Source organism: Bremerella volcania (assembly GCF_007748115.1).
Taxonomy (GTDB): domain Bacteria; phylum Planctomycetota; class Planctomycetia; order Pirellulales; family Pirellulaceae; genus Bremerella; species Bremerella volcania.
In genome coordinates, this window is sequence record NZ_CP036289.1 from 1,809,459 (window position 1) to 1,833,026 (window position 23,568).

A 23,568-nucleotide genomic window follows, 5' to 3' on the forward strand; every position below is an offset into this window, starting at 1 on the left:
TTTACCCTGGCTAGGGCATCGTGCCCCCGTCATGCCTATCCCCGTCGTCCCCCTTCGAGGTCTTCCGGCTTCGAGATGATTTCATGATCTGCGTCAGTATCGGCCGCGGCCGACATAAACATATCGTTGCCGAGCACAAGCACCTGGTCGAACAGGGGGCTCAGTTGTGCGAGTTGCGTCTCGATTACATCAACGGGACGATCAAACTCAAACGCCTGCTCGACAATCGCCCCAGCCCGGTGGTGATCACCTATCGCCGCGAGCGTGACGGCGGTCGCTATGCCGGCGACGAACAAGAACGCCAAATGGTCCTCCGCACGGCGATCGCCGAGCAGGTCGACTACGTGGACCTGGAAGAGGACATTGCGGCCTCGATTCCTCGTTACGGCAAGACGAAGCGGATCATCAGTTACCACAACTTCCGCGAAACGCCAGCCGACCTGGAAGGCCTGCACCGGCGAATGCAGCAGCTCGATCCCGACATCATCAAGATCGCCACCATGGCGAACTCGCCGCAAGACAACGTCCGCATCCTGGAGTTGGCCCGCCGAAGCGAGATCCCCACGATTGGTCTCTGCATGGGAGACATGGGAATGCCGTCGCGCATTCTCGGGGGACGTTTCGGTTGTCCGTTTACCTATGCGACCAGTTCCAACGAGCGAACGCTGGCACCCGGGCAGATCGGTTTCCGGCAGATGGTCGATCTCTACCGATACGAAGAGATCACCGACGACACCGAACTTTATGGCGTGGTGGCCGATCCGATCGGACACAGTCTGAGCCCTCACCTGCACAATGCGGCCTTCAGCGAGCAGGGAATGAATCGCCGCTATCTTCCCTTCCGCGTGCCGCGCGAACACCTGGGTGTCTTCTTCACCGAGGTTTGCCCCCAACTGGGCGTCAAAGGCTTGAGCATCACGATTCCTCACAAGGAAGCCGCGGTCAACTTTGTCCGGCGGCCTGATGAAGCGGTCAAGGGCGTCGGGGCGACCAACACGATCGTTTTCGAGGAGGGTGGTCCCTCAGGCTTCAACACCGATTGCGACTCGGCGATGGAAAGCCTGGACACGATGCTTTTGCCCGAGCAGCAAGGCGGTTCGCTCGAAGGGGTCAAGGTGCTGGTGCTGGGCAGTGGCGGCGTGTCTCGCGCGATTGTCTGGTCGTTGATTCAGCGGAAAGCCACGGTGGTCATTTCCAGCCGCACGCTCGAGAACGCCGAAGAACTGGCCGCGCATTTCAAGTGTCGTCACATTCACTGGGAAGACCGCGGATCGGTTCAGCCTGACGTGCTCATCAACGGCACGCCGGTCGGCATGCACCCCAACGTCAATGAAACGCCTTTCGAGAAGCGTTGGATCAAGCCGAGCATGATCGTCTTCGACACGGTCTACAATCCGGAGCAAACGCTGCTGATCAAAGAAGCCAGGGCCGTGGGTGCCCGGGTGGTGACCGGGGTCGAAATGTTCGTTCGCCAGGCAGCGCTTCAGTTCAAGCACTTTACCGGCGTCGAGACTTCGCGCGAGCTGATGCGAAGCACGCTCAAGCGGCTGACCGGTGCGGTCCGAACAGGTTAACTGGTCGCAGCGACATGAATCTGGCACTCATCGGATATCGTGGAACCGGCAAGTCGCACGTTGCCAGGCTGCTCGCCGGGCAGCTGAAGTGGCCGCTGGTCGATGCCGATATTCATGTGGAAAAGCAAGCCGGCAAATCGATCGCCGACATCTTCGCCGAAGTCGGCGAGCCAGGCTTTCGCGATCTTGAGTCGCAAGCGTTGATCGAACTGACTCAGGGGTCGCACTATGTCTTGTCCCTGGGGGGCGGCGTGATCTTGCGGGAAGAGAACCGCCAGCGGATTGCCGATTGCTGCTTTACCGTTTGGCTGACGGCTTCGCCGGAAGAGATCGCCCGGCGACTATCGGGAGACGCATCGACCCAGGCCCGCCGTCCCAGCTTGACCGGCAAATCGACTTTGGAAGAAATCGAAGAAGTACTGGCCAGGCGGATACCTCTCTACCGGCAAAGCGCCAACCTAACAGTCGATACCGAAGGCAAGTCGCCGCAAGAGGTGACGCAAACGATCCTGGATCAACTCCCGTCGTCTTTAGTGAAGAAAGAACAGTAACGTGGCTTGGTGGGAGAATCTCGTCGCCCTGTGGGTTGGACTACCGCTGAACGTGCGACTCGTGGGGCTGTTCGTCATCGGGGCGATCGTGGCCGGGCAACTGAACCGGGCCATCTATCGCTGGACATGGGTCCCCAAGAATTACGATCCGTGGAGCAAACCTCATCCCGACGCTCCGCCGCGCATCCTGTTCGATAAAGTTCCGATCTTCGGTTGGCTTGGCCTGGCGCGGGAAAGCAAGGTCCACAAAACCGCGCACTGGGTGCAGCCGCTATTGATTGAACTGGGCTGTGGGTTTTTCTTTGCCTGGTATTACCACTGGGTGACCTCCGGCGAACTGGTGCCGGTCACGGTCAATGTTCCATTGAGTGACGCGGCACTGCACGCGATATATCTGCAGCACATCGTGTTGATCTCGTTCATGGTGATCGCCACGTTCGTCGACTTCGATTCGCGCACGATCCCCGACTACGTCACCCTGCCGGGCTTTCTGGTGGCAATGGTCTTCTGTTGGCTGCTTCCTTTCGTGGGACTGCCGATGCCGGATGGTCCTCCGTTTTTTGGACTTTCGCAGCCGGGCTCGCAGTTGGATGCGATCCCGCTGCATGCGGCCGCGCTAAGCAAGTGGCCCGATGCCTGGAATGGAAGTTCCGCCTTGGCGGTTGGTTTGGTGCTGGCGGTCGGCTGGTGGTTTGCTCTTTGCCCGAAGCTGATCTGGTTTCGTGGAGGAATCACCAAGTTCTTTCGTTACCTGGTCGCCAGCTTCATCCGCTACTCACTGAACTGGTTTTACCTGGGGATGCTGGTGCTGTTGATCGCTTTCGTCTCCGCCGCATGGCTCTGGGGCGGCGAGGCCGTCTGGCAGGCGGTCTTCTCGGCGCTGCTGGGAATGGCCTTCGCTGGGCTGTTGATCTGGCTGGTCCGCTTCTTTGCGAGCCTGGCGATGGGACAGGAAGCGATGGGTTTCGGCGACGTCACGCTCATGTGCATGATCGGGGCCTACATCGGCTGGCAACCGGTGATGGTGATCTTCTTTCTGGCACCGTTCATTGCGTGCGTGTTTGCGGTGGTGAATTACCTGTTGACCGGCGACGCGTACCTGGCCTACGGACCGTATCTGTGCATCGGAACGTTGATCGCGATGATCTTCTGGGGCCGGCTGTGGCAGCAGTACGGACCCCTCTTGCAACTGGGGCCATGGCTGCCGGCGCTGTTTTTGGCACTGCCGGTGGTGCTGGGTGGCATGCTGATGGCTTGGGTCTGGATCAAGTTCACGTTCATCTATCCGGACGAAGCTTAAGAGCGGTTCCAATTCATCTGTAGCGTCCTTGGCTGGCTGCGGCTGCGCGGGACTTCGTTGACCTGCATCGACGAATCTAGAGGATTCGCCTGCTTCGGTCGCCTTGTCCAGCTTGCCTCGCCGACGCCCAGGCCGCTACAGCTAACTTGGAAACGCTCTTGCGGCATAATCGCTACAAGCGGACCCTAAACGGTGAGCTATCCTTGCTTCGAGGACCTCACCCATGCTTTGGCCAGAAACGACCCGCAACCTGAACGATGCCGCCGACCTTGTACGTCGGCGGCGCTATGGCGTTATCCGAGTGGAGTCGGGCACGTTCCACTCGCTAACGCTACGTCCGTGGCCGAAGCTGATTTCCCGTTTGGAGATCGAAACGCTCGGCCGCTGGAAGCATTGCCGAGGTGGGGATCACGTTCGGTTGTATTACAACTTCCCGATCAGTTCGCCGGGCTTTCTCGCGCTGGCTTATATTGAGTCGACCCGGCAGACGACCTGGAAGACGCTGCGCCGGAGCGTGGAAGTTCTGGACTGGGTGGCGGAAGTACGCGGGGCGAATGCCAGCGTGTGCGAGCTTTCCAACGAGAAGATCAGCGCGCGGTTGATGCACCGCCTGGGGTGGGAACCCCACTGCGAGCACCTTTCAGGCCGGCACTTCATCAAACGCTTCTATGGCGAGTATCCCCAGCATGCATGGCTGCCGCAGCCGGACAAGCCGCTGGACAACTTCCGCCGCGCGATCGAATCTCTTGATCTGGCCACGGGTTTCGCGGATGCCGAGCCTGAAATCGACCTTGTCGACGATAAGGTGGGTTGTTAATATCCGCCGCAATTCCTGATTTTGCCTCAAGTTTTCCCGGCCCTTAGTCGACACGGCCTGCCATGTTTCGTTTTTGCTGTTTCACCATGGTCTCGCTAGCACTTGCTGGCTTGGGCTGCAATCAAAATGCAGCCTGGCGGCAGCAGCAAGTCCTTGCGCAGCAGCAAACCCAGGCTCAGATCGCCGAGTTCGAACGCCGTGCTTCCGGCCTGGATGCTTCCAACCAGGACCTGCACTCGCAGCTGGCTCAAGCTCAGCAGCAGCAAAAGATCTTGCAGGATGAACTCTCGCTCGTTCGCCGCCAATTGAATGACACGACCAGCCAACTGGCGCAGTCGCAGGAACTGGCCAAAGAGCAGCAGCAAAAAGTTCAGACCATGATGGCCTCGACCCAGTATCGCGGCGGTGCGGTGATTCGGCCGAACAACAGCCTCACTTCGGAACTCAATAAGATTCAAATCCCGGGGGTCACTGCCCGGCAAGATGGGGACGTGATTCGCATTGAAATCCCAGCCGATGCGTTGTTCCAGCCAGGGACCAACTCGCTCATTCCCAACTCGGACAACATCCTCTCGCAGCTGACCAGCACGCTGCAGCGGGACTTCCCTCAGAACAAGATTGGCATCGAAGGGCATACCGACAATCAGCCGGTGATGGCCCCGTACACGTCCAATCATCAGCTTTCGGCCAGCATGGCCCAAACGGTCTTCGATCAGCTGACCTCGCGCTACCGCATGGATCCCTCGCGACTGGTCGTCGTGGGGCACGGAGCGAACCATCCAGTCGTCTCCAACGCGACTCCGGCAGGCCAACATAAGAATCGTCGCGTCGACCTGGTGATCTATCCCCAGTCAGACAACTAGGTTTCCTCTGGGGAACCTCTTCTGCCGCCTAACCAGTCAGGCAAAAACGAACTACAATAGGGCCCCTGGGCGAACTTTTGTCCTTAGGTTGTGTCCGCCGTGGGGATGCTTTTCCCGCTGCGTATGTGTCGTTGATTTGCCTCGAATAGTGAACTTGCTCGCCTGATGATCACGATCGTCGACTACCAGATGGGTAACCTGCGGAGTGTCCAAAAAGCCTTTGAAAAGACAGGGCATGCCGCGCATATCACCAGCGATCCGCAGGAGATCGCTGCGGCGACCAAGCTTGTTCTGCCTGGCGTGGGGGCGTGTGGCGACGCGGTCGACGAGATCCGCCGCCGCGATCTGGAAGGGCCGATCCGCGATCAGATAGCCGCCGGCACCCCGTTTCTCGGGATTTGCCTGGGCCTGCAGATGCTGTTCGACGTCAGCTACGAAGGGGGCGAACACGAGGGCCTGGGGATTCTGCCGGGCAAGGTCGTGAAGTTCGAACTGCCCCATGGCTATAAAGTCCCCCATATGGGCTGGAATCAGGCTCACTTCGTGCACCGACCGCCCATTTTTGAAGGGATCGACGAGGGGACGAATTTCTACTTCGTTCACTCTTACTATGTCGTTCCAGAAAAGGACGATCTGGTGGCGATTACGGCCGATTATGGCGGCCCTTTTTGCGCTGCCGTCTGGAAAGACAACCTCTACGCCACGCAGTTCCATCCGGAAAAGAGCCAGCAGGCAGGCCTTTCCGTACTGCACAACTTTGCCCAGTTGGCGTAGATATCCCCCGCATTAACTTGATCTAGTGGCAAGATTTTCCTTGCTGATTCTTAACCGTTGTGAGATATTGCCAGGACGCCGAAGGGTTCGGCCGTTCGGCGGAGAAAGGGACCCACGATGCAAATTTGGCCGGCCATTGATCTTCTCGGTGGCAAATGCGTGCGACTCCAACAAGGAGACTATAACCGCGAAACGGTCTACGGGGACGACCCGGCTGAAATGGCGAAACGATGGGTCGATGAAGGAGCCGATTGCCTCCATCTGGTCGACTTGGATGGGGCCAAGGACGGAAGTCTGAAAAACCGCGACGCGATCTCTGCGATCGTTGCTGCCGTCGATATCCCATGTGAAGTGGGGGGCGGAATTCGCGATGAGAAGACCATCCAGGAACTTCTCGATCTCGGACTGACCCGCCTGGTGATCGGCACCAAGGCCCTGCGTGAGCCCGATTGGTTTGCCGCCATGTGCGAGAAATTCCCGGAAAAGCTGGTTGTCGGAATCGATGCCAAAGAAGGCATGGTCGCCACCGACGGCTGGCTGGAGGTGAGCACCACCTCGGCGATCGATCTGGCCAAAACGTACGAACATCTGCCGGTCGCGGCCATCATCTACACCGACATCGCCACCGACGGCATGCTGGCCGGTCCCAACGTCCAGGCGATGCAGGCCATGAAACAAGCCGTCAAGCTGCCGGTCGTCGCGTCCGGAGGCGTCACCTCGGTCGAAGACGTGAAGAACCTGACCGCAGCCGGACTTGATGGCGCGATCGTGGGTCGTTCCTTATACGAAGGCCGTATAACTGTTCGCGCGGCGGTCGAGGCCGCTGGCGGTGTGAGGTAACCAGTAAGTTCCATGCCCGAGCGTGATTTGACTTCTGAATCGGTCGTCCCCAACTCGGGCAAATCATGGGGACTTCGTTTCAGCTTGGGGGCGATGATGGTGATCGTCGCCCTGTTTGCCGGCGTGTTTGGTTATCTCTCTTATTTCCGCTCGGCCAGGTGCCTGTTGAGCTATCAGGTCACCACGCTTTCGGCCGAGGATGTGGATGGACTGAAGCTTGACTTCCATGCCATCGACGGTTCTCCGTATCGCTGGGCATTTGATCAAGAGGATGCGATTGCCGAACTCACGCGGCAGCGACGTCAGATTGAGCCACCTCTCTACGAGAAGCAACTGACGGTCGCCTATTGGCCTCGTCTTGCCGATAGCTACACGTACATTCGTCCTACGACGATCAACTCTGCTACCAGTCCCTTCCCAGACTACAAGAGCGGCGAGTTCGCTGGATTCTGGGGCGTCCGAAAGGCAGGGGGGCGGTTGATGTTTCGAGTCGAAGCTCAGACCTCGCATCGCCAGCCACGTGTAGCCAACGTCGAAGACGTTAGCAATGGACGTTTCGATGAGGTCAGCGGAACCCTTGCTTACGAAGGCAAGTTCCCGACATCCAAGCTAATATTCGCCGCTCCGATGGGTAACGGTCAGGTTCACCTTTTCCTGATTCAAACCGAAGAAGTGAGTGCCAAGGAACCGTTCGTTCATCGACCGGGGCCTATCGATTCATTGGAGAACCAACCCGATTCAACAACTGAGCAACACGATCCACAACCGGAAGCAGCACACAACGACGAGTAACACCTAAGTCGCCATCAACAAATCACCCCACGGAGAAGAGGTTCCCCGTGGTACTCCCCATGTGGGAAAGCCCTTTTCTCGTGTCTATTCCCAAAAGCACGAAAGGAGTTTAGTTATGGCAAGTTGTGCAACAGAGACCGTCCGCGATATTGTCTTATGCGGTCATGGTTCGACTGGGAAGACGAGCCTGATCGACCGCCTCCTCGAGATAACGCACGCGGTGGACGGAACGCACAGTGTGGACGACGGAACGAGTGTCTGCGATTTCGAGCCGGAGGAAAAGGCTCACCATCTTTCCATTGAGGCGACTCTCGCCCACTTTCAACATCAGGGACTTCGCTTCAACGTAATCGATGCTCCCGGCTACCCCGATTTCATTGGTCATACGATCTCGGCCATGCGCGGAGCCGACACCGCGATGATCGTGATCGACGCGCACGCGGGCATCGCGGTCAACACGCGGCGCGTCTTTCAAGAAGCGGAAAAGGCCGGCATCGGCCGGATGATCGTCGTCAACAAGATCGATACCGAGCACCTTGATTTTCCGGCCCTGATGCAGTCGATCCGCGAAACGTTCGGCCAGGCGTGCGTGCCGATCAGTTTTCCTCGGCTGGAAAACGGCGCCATCGTCGGCGTCATCGATATTCTCGATGAGAAGGCTGACACCTCCAACGCCCCGATCGATCCGGCCATCTACAAAGAGTCGCTCGTCGAAGCGGCGATCGAGGTGGATGAAACGTGGATGGAACGTTACTTCGAAGGGGACGTGCCCACCAACGAAGATTTGAAAGCCCTCATTCCGAAAGCGGTTGCCAACGGAACGCTGATTCCCGTCGTTTGCTGCAGCATCAAGAAGGCCGTTGGCATTTCGGAACTGATGGACGCGATGGCGCTGTGCTCCCTTCCTCCTTCGATGGTGCATCGGAAAGCGAAAAGTGGCGATGGATCCGAGATCGAACTCTCAGGCGATCCCAATGGCCCACTGGCGGCCCAGGTATTCCAGACGCGGATCGATCCTTTCGTCCAGAAGCTAAGCTACATCCGCGTGTACAACGGAACGCTTCGCAAAGATATGACCCTACCAGGCAGCAATGGCCGCAAGGGGCTGCGGATTGGACAACTATTGGACGTGCAGGCCAACCATCTGGAACCGATCGACCAGGCCGGCCCCGGCGACATCGTTGCCGTGGCGAAGATGGATCAGCTGCATACCGGCACCAACGAAGGTGAGTTGGAGCTTCCCAACATTGAGTTCCCGCAGCCGATGGTGGGCGTGGCGATTCGTCCCAAGAGTCGCAACGACGAAGCGAAGCTGAGTGCGGCCCTGCATAAGCTGGTCGAAGAGGATCCCACGATCCAAATCGAGCACGATCAGGAAACGCACGAGTTGGTGCTGCGCGGCATGAGCGAACTTCACCTGTCGTTGATCCAAGAGAAGCTGGCTCGTCGCGATCACTTGGAGATTGAAACGTACGAACCGCGGATTCCCTTCCGCGAATCGATCACCTATCCGGCCCATGGTTCCTACCGCCACAAGAAACAGTCAGGCGGGCGTGGGCAGTTCGGCGAGGTGCACATTCGCGTTCAGCCCCTTCCTCAAGGAACCGATATCACCGAGTTCGCCACGAAGGACAACTTCCCCAGCATGAAGCATGTCCATTACTTCGAAGGGATGAACTTCCTGTGGGTCGATTCGATCGTGGGGGCCTCGATTCCAGGCAACTTCATGCCGGCGGTCGAGAAAGGTCTCTTGGATCGCGTGCACAAAGGGGTTCTGGCAGGCTATCCGCTGCAAGACCTGTGCGTCGAGGTGCACTACGGAAAGCATCACCCGGTCGATAGCTCGGAAACCGCATTCCGGATCGCCGCTTCGGCGGCCCTACGCGAAGTTTGCAAGCAGGCCGGACCGCAGCTGCTGGAACCGATGGTCGATATGCATATCACCGTTCCGATCGATTGTGTCGGGGACGTGTATAGCGACATGGCGACGCGGCGAGGGCAGATCTCGGGAACCCAGGAAGCCGGAGCGAACATGCAAACGGTAGTCTGTGTCGTCCCCTTGGCCGAGACTTCGTCGTACGCACGGTCCCTCTCCAGTCTGACTGGAGGGCAGGGGAGCTACAGCATGAGCTTCTCGCACTATGCTCCGATGCCGTCCCATCTGCAGGAGAAGCATCACCAGCATATCGTCGAGGACGACGAAAGCTGACCCGGAATTTCCCGCGGCAGATCCGTCCGTGTGCTTGCCCTCGCTTTCAAGTTTGCGAAAATACGAAAGCGAGGGCGTTTTTGTTGATTGTTCCCATAAGGGTCAATTTAACTGCCGATCACGTCGAAAACATTGGTGACCTTATTGTCAGGCCGGGCATCCAAAAGCCATTAACCCTGTGGAAAAGTCCATGCAACCGGCAAACTTGAACCGAACCATGCATCTGCTGGCAACCTGTTACTGCCGAACCTGCCTCTGTTGTTGCTAACCCCAACACCTGCTGCCGCAACAGACCTGTTCATGTCCGTAACATCTCTCTCCCTCGGTTCAATATAGAAGGATATTCGCCATGGCCTCCGATGCACGCCTGAAAGAAGATCTTCCGACGCTGACCGATCGCATCGTCAGCACCTACAAGCAGATTGGCAAAATCAACCATCTCGGTCACTGCCCACTGCCGAATTACGAAGTGGTGATCTCGATCATGGAAGACATGAAGGAGATCCTATACCCCGGCTACCAGCGCCGCGAAGGGCTGCACATGGGGAACATCACCTATCACGTGGGCGACCTGATCGATGGCCTGCACGATAAATTAACCAATCAGATTGCCCGGGCTCTGCGGCACGACGAACGCGTCAATGGCAAGCCGGATACCTGCAATCCAATGGAAGAGACCGACTACGAAGCCAAAGGTCAGGCAATGGCCATCGAGTTTCTCAATCGGATTCCCGACTTGCGGGACATCCTGGCGACTGACGTGCAAGCGGCCTACGACGGCGACCCGGCCTGCACCAACCTGGACGAAGTGATCTTCTGCTACCCAGGTCTGGAAGCGATCACCGTTTACCGCGTCGCCAACACGCTATACAAGTTGGGTGTGCCGTTCATCCCGCGCATGATGACCGAGTGGGCTCACAAGCAGACCGGCATCGATATCCACCCCGGAGCAACAATCGGAAGTTACTTCTTCATCGATCATGGCACCGGCGTGGTGATTGGCCAGACTTGCGAGATTGGCAAGCACGTCAAGCTTTACCAAGGTGTTACGCTGGGTGCTCTTTCGTTTGATACCGATAACGAAGGAAACATCGTCCGCGGCATGAAACGCCACCCCACGATTGAAGATCACGTGGTGATCTACGCCAACGCGACCGTTCTGGGCGGTCGAACAGTCGTGGGGAACCACAGCGTGGTGGGTTCGAGCGTATGGCTCACACGGAGCGTCGACCCGAACACGACGGTCCTTTTGGAAAAGCCGCGGTTGCGACTTCGTTCCGAAGCAGTCGAAGAACTGCAACCGGAACTCAACTTCCAGATCTAGCGACGCCCGAACGCAGCCCAAACGCCTTTGGCTGCGAACAAGACGATCAGTGCCAGCCAGCTTAGGCCGGACACGACCGCGCCGATCACAAACGACCGAGGCCAATAGGTTAGCGTGACCTTCGTGTCGCCTGCTTCCACCGGGACGGCCATCATGATGCGGTTGGCCCGGTAGATGGGAATCGCAGGTCTGACTATCCCATCCGCTTGAGTGACTTGGCACGTCCAGCCGTCGTCGAAGTACTCTCGGATAAAGAGCCAGCCGGGCTGGGCGTCTTTCAACTCGATCTGGATGCTGCCTGCTCTTGGGCGTTGGCATAGGACCTCAACCGAGCGTATATCTTCCGCAGTCTGCGCATCGTTGGCATGCTCGCCGGGGTTTCCTTCGAGGACGCCGCCGGGACTTGATGAGTTCCGCCGGAGCTCTTCCAGGATCTGCTCCGTCGCGCTGGCTTGCGACGGTATGGTATTGTCGGGGGCTTCGATCCATGTCGCATTGGGCCGCCACCATGCGGCCGGCCAGGCATCTGGGTTGTTGGTGCTGACGCGAACCTTGTCGGGGCCGTAATCCCAGATCTTCCGAGTACCCAGCAGATTTAAAACGAGGGGTCGGTTCTGCGGGCTGTACGCTTCGCTGATCACCAGTTGGTAGTCGGTGGGGAAAATACTCGTGATGGACGGTGCCAGACGTACATTCTGAATGAGTTGGTAGCGAGGATAAAGATTCTCGCGATCGATCGCTAATCCTTCCCGTTGCCGGTCGTCAGAACCTTTCAGGTCGAACGAGGTAGGATAAAAGTGAAGGTTTCGAGTGCGATAAACGCCTGGTAGCGGGTCGTCCGAAGTGGATTTCGGCAACACGTTGGCCGCCGTGTTTTGCTTCCACACCTCTTGAGGTGCGGTAGGAGCAACCCAGGCGTTTGCCAGGGCCATGTCAACGATGAGAAGTCCCACCAGGAGCCCCGGTCTCCATTGCTTCGGAGCATAACCAACGATCAAGAGGGTCAGCAAGATGACGGCGGCCATTTGAAAAATGCCTTGGGCCATGTCTCGTATTCCAGCCAAAGCATCGAGCGGACCGAACAAATCATCGGGCGGTTCTGTTGGCAGAGTCGTGCTGATCCATGCTGCATTAAGGTAGATCGCGGCGCCCAGTAGCAAGCTCGAAATCGCAAGCATCAAGAGCCGCCGCTTCGACGTCGCGCTGAGTCGAATCGCTCGAGGAAGTCCCCGACCGGCCAAAATCGAGATGCCAAAACAGAAAACGATGTACCACTTCGCCGGATACCGAAAAGCCGCATACTTCGGAACGAATACGACCAGAAACCAGTACAGTCCTCCGAACGGAGAACCAACCGGGAGATCGTCCGTTGTGGGACCATTGAAAAAATACGACACCTCCCCCACGATCCAGCCGAGCCCGTACCAGCCGAAACATGCCAACAGTCCAAAGAGGGTCATCGCCAACATGAACTGATCGATTCCGCCGCGAGAGCGACATCGGAATCCGACGACCGCGCAGAGGACGGTTAGGGTTCCCACGAACAGCGCCGGGAACCAAATGCGTCCTTCTCCTGGCAGGATCTGCGCCCAGCGTTGTCGCTGGGGATAAAACTTGCCGGAGAAGTTCGAGCAAAAGACTTCGGGCAGCAGCCAGGGACTGATGCTGAAATCGAAGCTTTGTCGTCCATGCCCCGTTTTTGGGTAGATCCCCCGGATATCGTCCCAGTGTCGCTGGGTAAGCTCCCCGGTGGCCCACCGCGCCGTAAATTGATAGGCATTGGTCGACGTCTGCGCGGCCAGACGATCGCTGCGCTGCGACCACTGCGCCGTTGGCAAAACTTGTATCGCCGATAGTAATCCCGCGAACGAGGCCGCCAGAAGCAAGGCCGCCAGTCGAACGGATCTCTGTCGAGCCCAAGCCTTCCAATCGGAGAGGCCTGCCGAGGGTACGGCAAAAAACAACGCCCCCAGGCAAAGCAATAGCATGCAATGAAATGCCGCTTGGGGATCCCCTCCGAGAACCATCATGCCCAGGCACACGGCAAGCAGCGACATCGAACGCGGACACGGCTTATTAAAGACATGCCAACCGGCCACAAGCACCCACGGCAGCCACGCGGCGCCGACCAGAAAGACAAGGTTGCACGTATAACTCAGGGTCGGACCGCAAAACGTGTAAGCGCTGGCCGCCAGGCATGCTCCGAAGAGCGAGCACTTCCAGGTACGAGCGGCCACAAAAGTGCCGGCATAGGCCAGCAAAAAGTGGAAAACATAGTAGATGCGCAGCCCGGTGTCGTAATCGAACGGACCCAGCAATATTGCCTTGAACGGGTAAAAAACGCTGCTGGTTCCATCGGCCGCCAGGGGCATGCCAATTCCGTCGTAGGGAGACCACAGAGGGACCTCGCCGGCCTTCCATTGGCGTGTCACTTCGTGAAACAGCGGGTAATAAAAGTGAGCCGCGTCGCGAAAGACGAAATGCTCTTGGTCAACGAAGGCTTGTCCGAAGAAGAAGCCACCCAGAATCAGAAACGGCAGGGCGATACCCAGGCACGTTTTCAAGCGTTGCAGAGCAGGGGAGCGGACCGGCGGTGGTGCGTTGTCTTTGTTCACGCCTACGATGCTAATAGGCGTGCATCTCGCTGGCAACTTGTTCTGCAAAGAACTCAGCTGGTTGCCAGCAAGTGCTCGTACAACTCTCGCAGTTCATCCTTCAAAAGGTCGCAGCGAGCCGAGATGACTACGGTTGGGTCGTCGCTCGTGGCGATGGCCGTTCGGCTTTGGCGCAGCGACTCGAGCACGTCGTCCTCGTAGGGCATGAGCGATATCGACTCATTTCCAAGGATAGGAGCAATCGGTTGCATCAAACCTACTCTTCCGATTCACGGGGTTATGCCGAGTCAGGCTGACCGGCGTAGTGCTTCAGTGTATGGTCCACCATGAACTCGCGTGCGAATGTCGCGAAGCAAACGCTGGACCGTCTCGATGCCGTCCTGGGCCTGGCCATCGGTGGCAACCCACGGCATGTCAATCGCTGGCGTTTTCGATTGGGGCAACTCTGACGATTGAATCGGAGAGTTGGCCGATTTCTGAAAATGGAATTCGTAAGGACCGCAGCGAATCCGGTCTCCATTTTCCAGCTGTGCAACGACCGTATCCTCGGCATTGACCGTCAGGATGGGTTCGGCCGTTAGACAACGCAGGCGGTATCCATCGTGAGTACGGAGGATGTAGGCGTAAAGTTCAGGGAACTGCTGGTCACCGAGGATCAGATCACAGTCGCTGGCCGATCCCAGGGTAAATACGGGGACTTCGATTTCACGCTCGCGCTGACTGACCTGACCGCGGGCAATCCGCAGCGAGGCACCTGACCGGCGGCCTTCCCCCGGCGGATTTGTTTCCGAGTTTCCCAGCTGTGAATCTTGACGCATTCTGACTCTACCTTCACCCTCAATGCATTCACGTAGCGGCATTGCCGGTACTTCTTTGAAATGATCGACCAGAAAGGGAATCAATGTCGCACGGAATCTTCGGTAAGAAGATGCCTTTTCCCGCGCAGATTACCAGCGGTGGCGTTTCGGTAAGATAGACAATCTGGCCACGCATCCGATTGCGGCCAAATCGCAGGTTTTTCGATAGCACCGCGATCGTTGATGGATGCTATCAGATAGAGATTGAGAGTGTACAGGCTCTAATTGGCGAATCGCTTTGCCGTGCGGATCTGGTTGCGGGCCTGCTCGATGTTTCGCGTCTTGATGGCGGCAAGTTCGTCGGTCGGAGCAACCGCTTTGGATGCTTCTTCGAGCTGCTTTTCTGCCTGATCGACGTCGATGTCGCCGGGCGGAATCGCCTTGCCGGTCAGAATGCTAACGACGTTGTCCGCAATTTGAACGAAACCCCCGTCAACGTACAGACGCTCGGTTTGACCGCCGGAGACGATCCGCATCTCGCCGTAGCCGAGACGACCGATGACCGGGGCATGGTTTTCGCCAATACCCATTTCGCCGTCTGCCAGCGGCAGGGCGATGAAGTCAGCCGTCGTTTCGAGTGCGGTCTTCTCGGGAGTGACCACGATGCATTGGATGGAAGGCACGATTAACGCTTCTCCGTAGCCATCTTCTTGGCTTGTTCTTCGGCCTGTTCGATCGAACCAACGTACATGAAGGCCGATTCGGGGAGGTGATCCCACTTACCGTCACAGATTTCTTCAAAGCTGCGGATGGTATCGGCCAAGGGTGTGATTTCACCCGGCTTGCCGATAAACTTTTCAGCCACGAGGAACGGCTGCGACAGGAAGCGTTCGATACGGCGAGCACGGTGGACGATGATCTTGTCCGATTCGGAAAGTTCGTCGATACCGAGAATCGCGATGATGTCTTGCAGTTCTCGGTAACGCTGCAGCGTGGTCTGCACGCGGCGGGCAATCGCATAGTGGCGTTCGCCGACGTACTGCGGATCGAGAATACGGCTGGACGATGCCAGCGGGTCGACCGCCGGGTAAATCCCCTTTTCCGAAATCGAACGTTCCAGGTAGATGAACGCGTCAAGCTGACCGAACGCCGTGGCCGGGGCAGGGTCGGTCGGGTCGTCCGCCGGAACGTAAACGGCTTGCACCGAGGTAATAGCACCCTTCTTGGTCGAAGCGATACGTTCCTGCAAGGCACCCATTTCGGTTGCCAGCGTTGGCTGGTAACCCACGGCCGATGGCATACGACCCAGGAGGGCGGACACCTCGGAACCCGCTTGCGAGAAGCGGAAGATGTTGTCGACGAACAGCAGCGTGTCGGTACCGGTGGCATCGCGGAAATGCTCGGCCATCGTCAACGCACTCATGGCCACGCGAAGACGGGCACCTGGCGGCTCGTTCATCTGACCGAACACCATGCAGGTTTGTTCGATCACGTAACGGCCCGTGGTACCGATTTCTGTTTCCTGCATTTCCAGCCAGAGGTCGGTCCCTTCACGAGTCCGTTCCCCCACGCCGGCGAACACGGAGAAACCACCGTGAGCCGAAGCAATACGAGCGATGAGTTCGGTGAGAATAACCGTCTTACCCAGACCGGCACCACCAAACAGACCCGCTTTACCACCACGAACGAACGGGGTCAGCAGGTCGATCACCTTGATACCCGTTTCAAACACTTCCGTGCTGGTCGACAACTCGTCGACGGCCGGGGCAGGGCGGTGAATCGGGAGGTAGGTCTCGGCATCCACCGGACCACGACCATCGATCGCGTCGCCGGTGACGTTGAACACGCGGCCGAGCGTCGCTTTGCCGACAGGAACCGAAATCGGCTTGCCGGTGTCGACGCAATCCAGCCCGCGGATCAGACCATCGGTGCTACCCAGGGCCACGCAACGAACACGGTTGCCCCCCAGGTGCTGCTGGACCTCTCCGGTCAGGTTGATCGTGATACCCTTGTATTCGCCGTTCACCTTCACGGCGTTGTAGATCTCAGGAAGACCGCCGTCGCTGAACTCAGCGTCGAAGGTCGAACCGATGACCTGGGTGATCTTTCCGATTTTCTGTTCGGTCGCAGTCGCCATGTTTCTATTCTCGATAGGAATCGGTTTCTGATCGCATTGAACGCGAAGGCAGGCTTGCCTGGTTCGCATTTCAGCTGCGGTTTGTGTGGGAACGGCGGTATGTTACGAACTCGCGAGAGCTTCCACGCCGCCGATGATTTCCATGATTTCGTTGGTGATCCGGCTCTGACGTGCGCGGTTGTATTCGCGAGACAGGAACTTGATCAAATCGTTTGCATTCTCGGTTGCTGCCTTCATCGCGACGCGTCGGGCAATTTGCTCGCACACCGCGGCGTCGAGGAAGCACTTGAACAGTTTCACCTTGAAGCTGGTCGGGACGACCTCTTCCAGGATGCTTTCGGCCGAAGGAATGAATTCGTACATCGAGCCTGCCGCCGGCTTCGCTTCCGCGGCACTCGACTCCGAAGCACCTTCCAAACCGCTCAAGGGGAGCAAGGTTTCGACGGAAGGTTCCTGCCGCGAAGTCGAGACGAACTTCATGTAAGCCACGTCCAGGCGATCGATTTCGTGGGCCTGAAATGCATCGAGCAGGTCGACGGCGATCGCCTCCACTTCTTCGTAACGAGGCTTGTCCTCGAAGTTGAAGAAAGACTTATCGGGCGTCATCTTCTTTTGGATGCGGAAGATCGAGATCCCCTTCTTGCCGGAGATCCACAGTTCGACTTCGCCGTATTCTTCCCGCAGCTCTTTCAGCCGTGGGAACGAAGCACGGCAGATGTTGCCGTTGTAGCCACCGCACAGACCACGGTTCGAGGTCAGCACCAGCAGCACGGCCTTCTTCTTCGATTCCCGCTTCTCTAAAAGAGGATGTTGGAATTCGAGTTCGGCCGCGGTCAGGTCCTTCACCAACTGCGTGATCCGCTGCGTGAACGCCGTAGCCGCGGAGGCTCGATCCATGGCCTGCTTGAAGCGGGCCGTGGCAATAAGCTCCATCGTTCGCGTAATCTTCTTGATGTTGCGAACCGACTTGCGGCGTTTGTCGAGGGTTCTTGGATTGGCCATGTTCTTTGGTGGCTAAAAGGATCGCGGCGGGGGCGATTAAACTTCGGCGGTTTCCGACGGGACGAAGGTCTTCTGGAATTCGGCGATCGCCGTTTCCATCATGTCGCGGACTTCGTCGGTCAGGTCCTTGGTCTCTTCCAGCTTCTCGCGAATCTGGGAGTACTTCGCTTTGACGAACTCAAGGTACTCCGCTTCCCAGCGTAGCACGTCCACCGTCGGCACTTCGTCCAAGTGGCCGCGGGTACCCGCGTAAATGCTGAGAACTTGATCGTAGACGTCCAGCGGCTTGTACTGGCCCTGCTTTAGCAGTTCCACCATGCGGTAACCGCGGTCGAGACGGCGCTGAGTGGCTTCGTCCAGTTCGGTTCCCAGCTGAGCAAACGCTTCCAATTCGCGGAAAGCAGCCAAGTCCAAACGCAGACCACCGGCAACCTTCTTCATCGCTTTGATCTGAGCGTTACCCCCCACGCGAGAAACCGAAATACCAACGTTCATCGCAGGACGAATACCGGCGAAGAACAAGTCAGGCTGCAGATAAATCTGGCCGTCGGTAATCGAAATCACGTTGGTCGGAATGTATGCGGAAACTTCGCCTTCGAGCGTTTCGATGATCGGCAGCGAGGTCAGCGACCCGGCACCTAGTTCATCGCTCAGCTTGGCCGAACGTTCCAGCAGACGGCTGTGGCAGTAGAACACGTCACCAGGGTAAGCTTCACGGCCCGGAGGGCGACGCATCAGCAGCGACAGTTCGCGGTAAGCGGCGGCTTGCTTCGACAAGTCGTCGTACACGATCAACGCGTGCTGGCTGTTGAACATGAAGTACTCGGCCATGGCGGTACCGGCGTAAGGAGCCACGTACTGCAGCGGGGCAGGGGCACTCGCACCGGCGACGATGACCGTGGTGTAATCCATGGCTCCGTTGCGGCGAAGGATTTCCACCACCCCGGCAACCGACGAGTCTTTCTGACCGACGGCGACGTAGAAGCATTTTACGCCGGTGTTCTTTTGATTCAGGATCGCATCGATCGCGATGGCGGTCTTGCCGGTCTTACGGTCGCCAATGATCAACTCACGCTGACCACGTCCAACCGGGGTCATCGCGTCGATGGCTTTGATGCCGGTCTGCATGGGCTCGGTAACCGGCTTGCGCTCGGACACGCCAGGGGCGAGGAATTCGACCGGGCGAGTTTCGCTCGATTGAATCGGGCCCATGCCGTCCAGTGGGTTACCCAGCGGGTCGACCACGCGGCCGAGAACTGCGTCACCGACCGGAACGGAAAGCAGCGTGCCGAGGGCTTTGACTTCGTCACCTTCTTTAATGGTGAGGTAGTTGCCCAGAATGATCACACCGACGCTGTTTTCTTCAAGGTTGAAGGCCAGCCCGATTGTGCCGTTGGGGAACTCGACCATTTCACCGGCCATGATGCCGGAAAGGCCATAGACCCGAGCGATACCGTCACCCACTTCCAGGACGCGTCCAACCTCTCGCACGTCGACTTGCGTGTCGAACTGTTGGATTTCCTGCTTGATGACAGAAGCGATTTCGTCCGCGTTGAATTTCATGGAACTTACCGTCTACTGCTTTAACTCTGCGTTGAATTGGTGAATCGCTCGAGCGACGCCTTCGCCTGCTGAGCCGTGGTTTCGAGGGCCTTTTGCCGAAGTTGCTTCAGGCGGTTGGCGACGCTGCCATCAAAGACCGTGTCCCCAACATGCAGGACCAGTCCACCGATGACACTCGGATCGACTTCTGACTTGAGAACGACTTCGCGCCCCAGTTTCGCTTTCAAGCTGGCCGTCAGGCTGTCCGACAATTCCTGAGAAAGTTCGGTCGCCGTGGTAGCGGTGACTTCGACCAGGCCGAGACGCTCGTTGTTGAGCTTCACGGCGGCGTCGTAAATCTCCCGCAGGCAGTCTTGCCGTCCGTGCTGGGTGACCACCTTCAGGAAGGTGAGCAAGACGGGGTTCATCTTGTCGCCGAAGGCCTTGTTCAGCACGTCGATGCGCTGTTCTTCCGACATAATACTGCCAGCGATTACATGACGCAGATCTTCGCGTTGGTCGATCACGTCGTGAATCAATGAGCCGAATTCGTCCAGGACGACGTCGGTCTGGCCGGCATCATCTGCCGCCCCCAGCAACGCCTTGGCATAGACCGAGCCAATGCGTTGCCGGCTGAGATCGAACGTCTGTTTGTCGGAAGATGTTCCAGCCATGGTGCTGAAGGATATCCTGACGGAGGTGAAGTCGTTACGTGGTTTCGATAACGCCGGTCTGCTTAGTTGTTGCTAGGCAGCTTCGAGATCGAATCCTGAATCAAATTAGCATGGTCTTCAGGGGTCAGTTCCTTGCGGGTGATTTGTCCCGCCAGGTCGACTGCCATGTTGACCGAAGCTTGAGCTAGTTCGCTGATCGCGGCACCCTTGGCGGCGTCGATTTCGCGGATCGCACGATCACGCTCCGCCGAGGCCGACTGCTGGGCGGCTTCCACGATCTGCTTGGCCTTTTCGTCGGCCGTTTTGATCGCATCGTCCCGCATCTGCTTGATTTCCTGTTGGGCTTCGGAAAGCTGACGAGTGTACTCGGCCAACTTGGCGTTGGCTTGCTCGTACATCTCTTCGGCCTTCTTCATCTTGCCTTCCATCGAGTTCTCGCGGGCCTTGAGGCCGTTGAGAATCGGTGCCCAGGCAAACTTGCCCAGCACGACCACCAGCAAAATGAACACAAGCAACGTAAACAACGCCAGGTCGAGGCTAGGCTCGTGCGGCGCCTCTAGCATGGCGGTTGCGTCGTTGTGCGACAAATCGTGAGGATCGTGGTGGAATTCATCCGGTGCATCGTCACTGACGTGCGGATGGTTGACGTCGGCATCGTGGTCATCCTTTTTGGGATGATCTGCCTCGTCTGCGTGTTCCGCTTCCTTGGCCGGAGCGTCTGCTTCGGCCATGGGCGCAGGATCTGACTCCGCAGGCTTGGGTTCATCATCCTGGGACCAAGCTGGAGCCAGGAAGATGCCCAATAGCAGGAGGACCGTGAGACCACTCCAGTGCGTGCGTTTCAAATGAGTGCTGCGCATATCTAATCAATTCCGGAAATGCTGGGGGAACGAAAGCAAACGGCGTCGGCGACGCAAAAAGTTACGGGCCGAACCAGCAAATAACCAGCGCGAAGAAGGTAAAACCTTCGATAAGAGCGGCGGCAATAATCATGGCCGTCTGGATGTTGCCGGAAACTTCCGGTTGACGAGCCATGCTTTCCAGAGCACTGGCAGCCAGCTTGCCGATACCGTAGCCGGCACCGATAACCACCAGGCCGATACCGATGTAGTTCAGTTTCAGGTCACCCACGTTGCTTTGGGCCATGGCGGGAGCAGTAAGTGCCAGCAAAGCAAAAACACTCACGATGCTCAATTTGACAAAGTTGATCACGGAACAGGTCTCCTCAACCGTAACAAAAAACGTTTACGCGTATCTCAGTGAAACAAAAACATTCAAAACGAAAGCGATGCAGGCGTCGGCCAGGATGGCCAATCTCATCTAACTTAGTGGCTGTGAGTCTCTGAGTTGATGAACAACGCCGTGAGCAACGCGAAGACGTATGCTTGCAGGAAGGCCACGAACAGTTCGAGGCAACTCAGAAGCACACTGCCTACCAAAATCACAAGGACAACTGGCCAAGCCACCGCGCTGGGCACCCCAACCGCTGTCTGAATTTGTACTGCTAATCCCATGATGGCCAGAAGCACCACGTGCCCGGCAACCATGTTCGCTAAAAGACGAATGCCAAGCACCGCGTGTTTGATCAACAAGCCTAATAGCTCGATCACGAACATCATCGGTTTGATGATGATGGCAATCACCGTGGGAAGTTCCATGCCGGGAACTAGGTTCAGCCACACGCCGAGCGCACCAAACTCTTTCGCACCGGCGCCCATGCCTATGAACAGCACTGCCAAGGCAAGCGTGACGGTGACGCTGATCGAACCGGTCGGCGAACCCATCCAGGGAATCAGACCAAACAGGTTGCAACCCAGGATGAAGAAGAACAAGGTCCACAAGATCGGAACGAACTTGTCGGCACCATGGTGAATATTTGCTTTGGCAACGTCCTTACGCAGGAACGTGATGAAGACGTCGATCAGATTCCAGAACCAACCCTTGGGGAGTTGTCCCTGCGAGACGCGCCTGGCGTACGCGATGAAGACGACCGAGATGATCACGGCAACGAAGAACTCGATCACCATGAACTTCGAGATCGCGAAGCCTGCTTCCTTTTGATAAAGGTTGCGAAGCTCGCCACCCAGGGGCTGCGGAATCAGAATCTTGCCGCTCAACGCATGGTTGTAGCCATCGATCTTCGAAGGTGCCCAGTTCACGTGCTCGTGATCGGCCGGCAGCTTCTTGTACTCGGCAACGGTGTATTCATCGGCGACTTCTTCGCCCATGATGGCCCATTCCAAGACATCTCCACCTTCGGTCAGGCTCTCTTCGGCCTTGGAGTTCAGGAAACGCTTGATCGGCTTACCGTGATTGCCAGGCTCGTGCAGCCAGTGTTCGTATTCGAGGATAAAGGCGTCCTCGCTTGGCAGCCCCTTGGCCCCATCTGCTTCCAGGCGGTGATACACCTCGTGGGCTTGCCACGTTTGGAAGCCTGGATCGAGTTTGACCCAGACGTCGGGGAAGTCGGAATGGGACTCGTGATCATGCTTCCACAACCACTTCGGAACTTCGAAGTAGTAACTGTCTTTGATGTGGAGCAGGATCTCGTCAGCGGCCATCGGCTAAACGGCTTTCTTAATAGTGGATGTCTGCGATACGAGTTGGACAGCCAATATGGTTTCGACCACGAGGGTCAAAAGGTAATAGACCAATATCATGCCAAACAATCCGGCCTCAGCAAGCGGGCCACCAGCCTTGTGCATCAACATTCCAAAAACTAGTGGAATTCCGGCTCGGAAAAACATGCCCAGCAGGACCGACTGAACTCGGAGTTCGGTGTTCTTTAAGAATATGGCCGTGAGGATGGCGGCTTCCATGGCAAACAGTACCACCGATGCGGCGGTGATCGCAGCGAAGACGCCATGAAGCTCGAAGCGGGTATAGCCATAGGCCGCAAAGAATGGGAATACTCCAAGCACTCCTAGCAGCATCCACAGGCATGGCAGAAAGTCTCGCCATCCCAATTGGGCATTGTGCGTTTCAGAAGTGTTGGCTTGGGGGGTATTCATCACTTCGTCTTGCGAGCATTTGGGTTTGCGAAGGATTACGGCGAATCGTCTTGATTCGCCTTGCCGTGGGCGTCCTTCTCGCTTCCGCTTTTTTGCTCCGTGGTGGCCATCAGCACTAGGTGCGTCATGCCGAATACGAGTCCGACAAAAAATCCAATCAAAGCAAAGATCGAAAACTCGAAGCCCAGGGTCTGGTCGAGCCAGTAACCCAAGAGGCCTGGCACTAGCATCTCGCCGCAGATTGAAAAAATGCGTCCTACCCAGAGGTAGGCTCTCGCAATCGGAGACATGTCCGCTTGGAGTCGCGATGCCAAGGCGATTGCCTTTGCTAATGGAGGACTTCCGGCTCGCTTTGCTCTAGGGTTATGGGAGCTTGCCGTGAACTCATGGCGGTCAATCTATTTCATCCCACCGGCAGGGTCAATCAGGTCAAACCGCCGCAGCGAGGGAATTCGTGGAATTTTTCACAAAGTCTGTCCCAGGCCTTCCCGAATGATCGGCAGTGTAGTTCCAAGGAGGGTAGATCGAATGGCTATTAGGTGCTGCCACAGACAATCGACGCCTGAGCTGGAAGGCGAGGGCGTGGTATCTGGCAAAAAATCCTTCGTAGAACGCATATCTTCTGGAAAAATGCAAAACCAGAACTGCTTTGGGGGCGTATCACCTGGCAGTGGTACGTTGCATTTCTGCCTCAGTTTAGCTACAATCAAACGCAGTCGGCGTCGTTAGAAAGCCACCCTGTAGGG

At 57.3% G+C, this 23,568-nt stretch carries 23 protein-coding genes; 10 read left to right on the forward strand and 13 right to left on the reverse strand.

Translation table 11 applies throughout. From position 1 onward, the window contains the following. Positions 1–83: 83 nt before the first annotated feature. From aroE to Pan97_RS07405, 10 genes are all read left to right on the forward strand, one after another. Positions 84–1,574 carry a shikimate dehydrogenase gene (aroE, locus tag Pan97_RS07360; RefSeq protein WP_144971464.1) on the forward strand — a complete coding sequence of 497 codons (1,491 nt, stop codon included), beginning with the start codon at positions 84–86 and terminating at the stop codon, positions 1,572–1,574. A 14-nt stretch (positions 1,575–1,588) separates the two neighbouring features. Continuing rightward, entirely contained in the window at positions 1,589–2,125 is a 537-nt protein-coding gene (locus Pan97_RS07365; RefSeq protein WP_144971465.1) for a shikimate kinase, read from the forward strand. A 1-nt stretch (position 2,126) separates the two neighbouring features. After that, positions 2,127–3,425 carry a prepilin peptidase gene (locus Pan97_RS07370; protein WP_144971466.1) on the forward strand — a complete coding sequence of 433 codons (1,299 nt, stop codon included), beginning with the start codon at positions 2,127–2,129 and terminating at the stop codon, positions 3,423–3,425. A gap of 223 nt (positions 3,426–3,648) precedes the next feature. Then, complete coding sequence (locus tag Pan97_RS07375; protein WP_144971467.1) at positions 3,649–4,242, forward strand: hypothetical protein; 594 nt, start codon at positions 3,649–3,651, stop codon at positions 4,240–4,242. Positions 4,243–4,304: 62 nt separating this feature from the next. Beyond that, entirely contained in the window at positions 4,305–5,105 is an 801-nt protein-coding gene (locus Pan97_RS07380) for an OmpA/MotB family protein (RefSeq protein ID WP_144971468.1), read from the forward strand. Between the two features lie 165 nt (positions 5,106–5,270). After that, positions 5,271–5,879, forward strand: coding sequence for an imidazole glycerol phosphate synthase subunit HisH (gene hisH, locus Pan97_RS07385; protein WP_144971469.1), 609 nt, complete (start codon positions 5,271–5,273; stop codon positions 5,877–5,879). 117 nt (positions 5,880–5,996) lie between these two features. Then, positions 5,997–6,719 (forward strand): 1-(5-phosphoribosyl)-5-[(5-phosphoribosylamino)methylideneamino]imidazole-4-carboxamide isomerase, encoded by a 723-nt coding sequence (gene hisA / locus Pan97_RS07390; protein WP_144971470.1) that lies wholly within the window; start codon positions 5,997–5,999, stop codon positions 6,717–6,719. Between the two features lie 12 nt (positions 6,720–6,731). Beyond that, positions 6,732–7,511, forward strand: a complete 780-nt coding sequence (locus Pan97_RS07395; protein WP_144971471.1) for a hypothetical protein — start codon at positions 6,732–6,734, stop codon at positions 7,509–7,511. Between the two features lie 115 nt (positions 7,512–7,626). After that, positions 7,627–9,720, forward strand: coding sequence for an elongation factor G (locus Pan97_RS07400; RefSeq protein ID WP_144971472.1), 2,094 nt, complete (start codon positions 7,627–7,629; stop codon positions 9,718–9,720). Positions 9,721–10,069: 349 nt separating this feature from the next. Next, positions 10,070–11,044: a serine O-acetyltransferase gene (locus tag Pan97_RS07405; protein ID WP_144971473.1), complete on the forward strand. Its 975-nt coding sequence runs from the start codon at positions 10,070–10,072 to the stop codon at positions 11,042–11,044. Here Pan97_RS07405 and Pan97_RS07410 read toward each other — a convergent pair. The 13 genes from Pan97_RS07410 to Pan97_RS07470 form a co-directional block, all read right to left on the reverse strand. Further along, positions 11,041–13,659 (reverse strand): YfhO family protein, encoded by a 2,619-nt coding sequence (locus Pan97_RS07410; RefSeq protein WP_144971474.1) that lies wholly within the window; start codon positions 13,657–13,659, stop codon positions 11,041–11,043. The genes Pan97_RS07405 and Pan97_RS07410 overlap by 4 nt on opposite strands. A gap of 53 nt (positions 13,660–13,712) precedes the next feature. Beyond that, a complete protein-coding gene (locus tag Pan97_RS07415; protein ID WP_144971475.1) occupies positions 13,713–13,910 on the reverse strand; it encodes a hypothetical protein in 198 nt (65 codons plus the stop codon). A gap of 36 nt (positions 13,911–13,946) precedes the next feature. Then, positions 13,947–14,477 carry an FHA domain-containing protein gene (locus Pan97_RS07420; RefSeq protein WP_165698650.1) on the reverse strand — a complete coding sequence of 177 codons (531 nt, stop codon included), beginning with the start codon at positions 14,475–14,477 and terminating at the stop codon, positions 13,947–13,949. Between the two features lie 260 nt (positions 14,478–14,737). After that, positions 14,738–15,139 carry an ATP synthase F1 subunit epsilon gene (gene atpC, locus Pan97_RS07425; RefSeq protein WP_144971477.1) on the reverse strand — a complete coding sequence of 134 codons (402 nt, stop codon included), beginning with the start codon at positions 15,137–15,139 and terminating at the stop codon, positions 14,738–14,740. A 2-nt stretch (positions 15,140–15,141) separates the two neighbouring features. Next, entirely contained in the window at positions 15,142–16,593 is a 1,452-nt protein-coding gene (atpD, locus tag Pan97_RS07430) for a F0F1 ATP synthase subunit beta (RefSeq protein ID WP_144971478.1), read from the reverse strand. Positions 16,594–16,695: 102 nt separating this feature from the next. Continuing rightward, a complete protein-coding gene (atpG, locus tag Pan97_RS07435) occupies positions 16,696–17,595 on the reverse strand; it encodes an ATP synthase F1 subunit gamma (RefSeq protein ID WP_144971479.1) in 900 nt (299 codons plus the stop codon). A gap of 36 nt (positions 17,596–17,631) precedes the next feature. Then, on the reverse strand, positions 17,632–19,158 hold the full coding sequence (gene atpA, locus Pan97_RS07440) for a F0F1 ATP synthase subunit alpha (RefSeq protein WP_144971480.1): 1,527 nt from the start codon (positions 19,156–19,158) through the stop codon (positions 17,632–17,634). Between the two features lie 20 nt (positions 19,159–19,178). After that, positions 19,179–19,811, reverse strand: coding sequence for an ATP synthase F1 subunit delta (atpH, locus tag Pan97_RS07445; RefSeq protein WP_144971481.1), 633 nt, complete (start codon positions 19,809–19,811; stop codon positions 19,179–19,181). A 62-nt stretch (positions 19,812–19,873) separates the two neighbouring features. Next, positions 19,874–20,671: a F0F1 ATP synthase subunit B gene (atpF, locus tag Pan97_RS07450; protein ID WP_144971482.1), complete on the reverse strand. Its 798-nt coding sequence runs from the start codon at positions 20,669–20,671 to the stop codon at positions 19,874–19,876. A 61-nt stretch (positions 20,672–20,732) separates the two neighbouring features. Continuing rightward, a complete protein-coding gene (atpE, locus tag Pan97_RS07455; RefSeq protein ID WP_105355332.1) occupies positions 20,733–20,957 on the reverse strand; it encodes an ATP synthase F0 subunit C in 225 nt (74 codons plus the stop codon). A gap of 179 nt (positions 20,958–21,136) precedes the next feature. Then, entirely contained in the window at positions 21,137–22,372 is a 1,236-nt protein-coding gene (atpB, locus tag Pan97_RS07460; protein WP_144971483.1) for a F0F1 ATP synthase subunit A, read from the reverse strand. A gap of 3 nt (positions 22,373–22,375) precedes the next feature. Then, positions 22,376–22,822 (reverse strand): hypothetical protein, encoded by a 447-nt coding sequence (locus Pan97_RS07465; protein ID WP_144971484.1) that lies wholly within the window; start codon positions 22,820–22,822, stop codon positions 22,376–22,378. A 35-nt stretch (positions 22,823–22,857) separates the two neighbouring features. Further along, the gene (locus Pan97_RS07470) at positions 22,858–23,136 is read right to left on the reverse strand and encodes an AtpZ/AtpI family protein (protein ID WP_144971485.1); all 279 of its coding nucleotides are present in this window, start codon (positions 23,134–23,136) and stop codon (positions 22,858–22,860) included. Positions 23,137–23,568 lie beyond the last annotated feature (432 nt).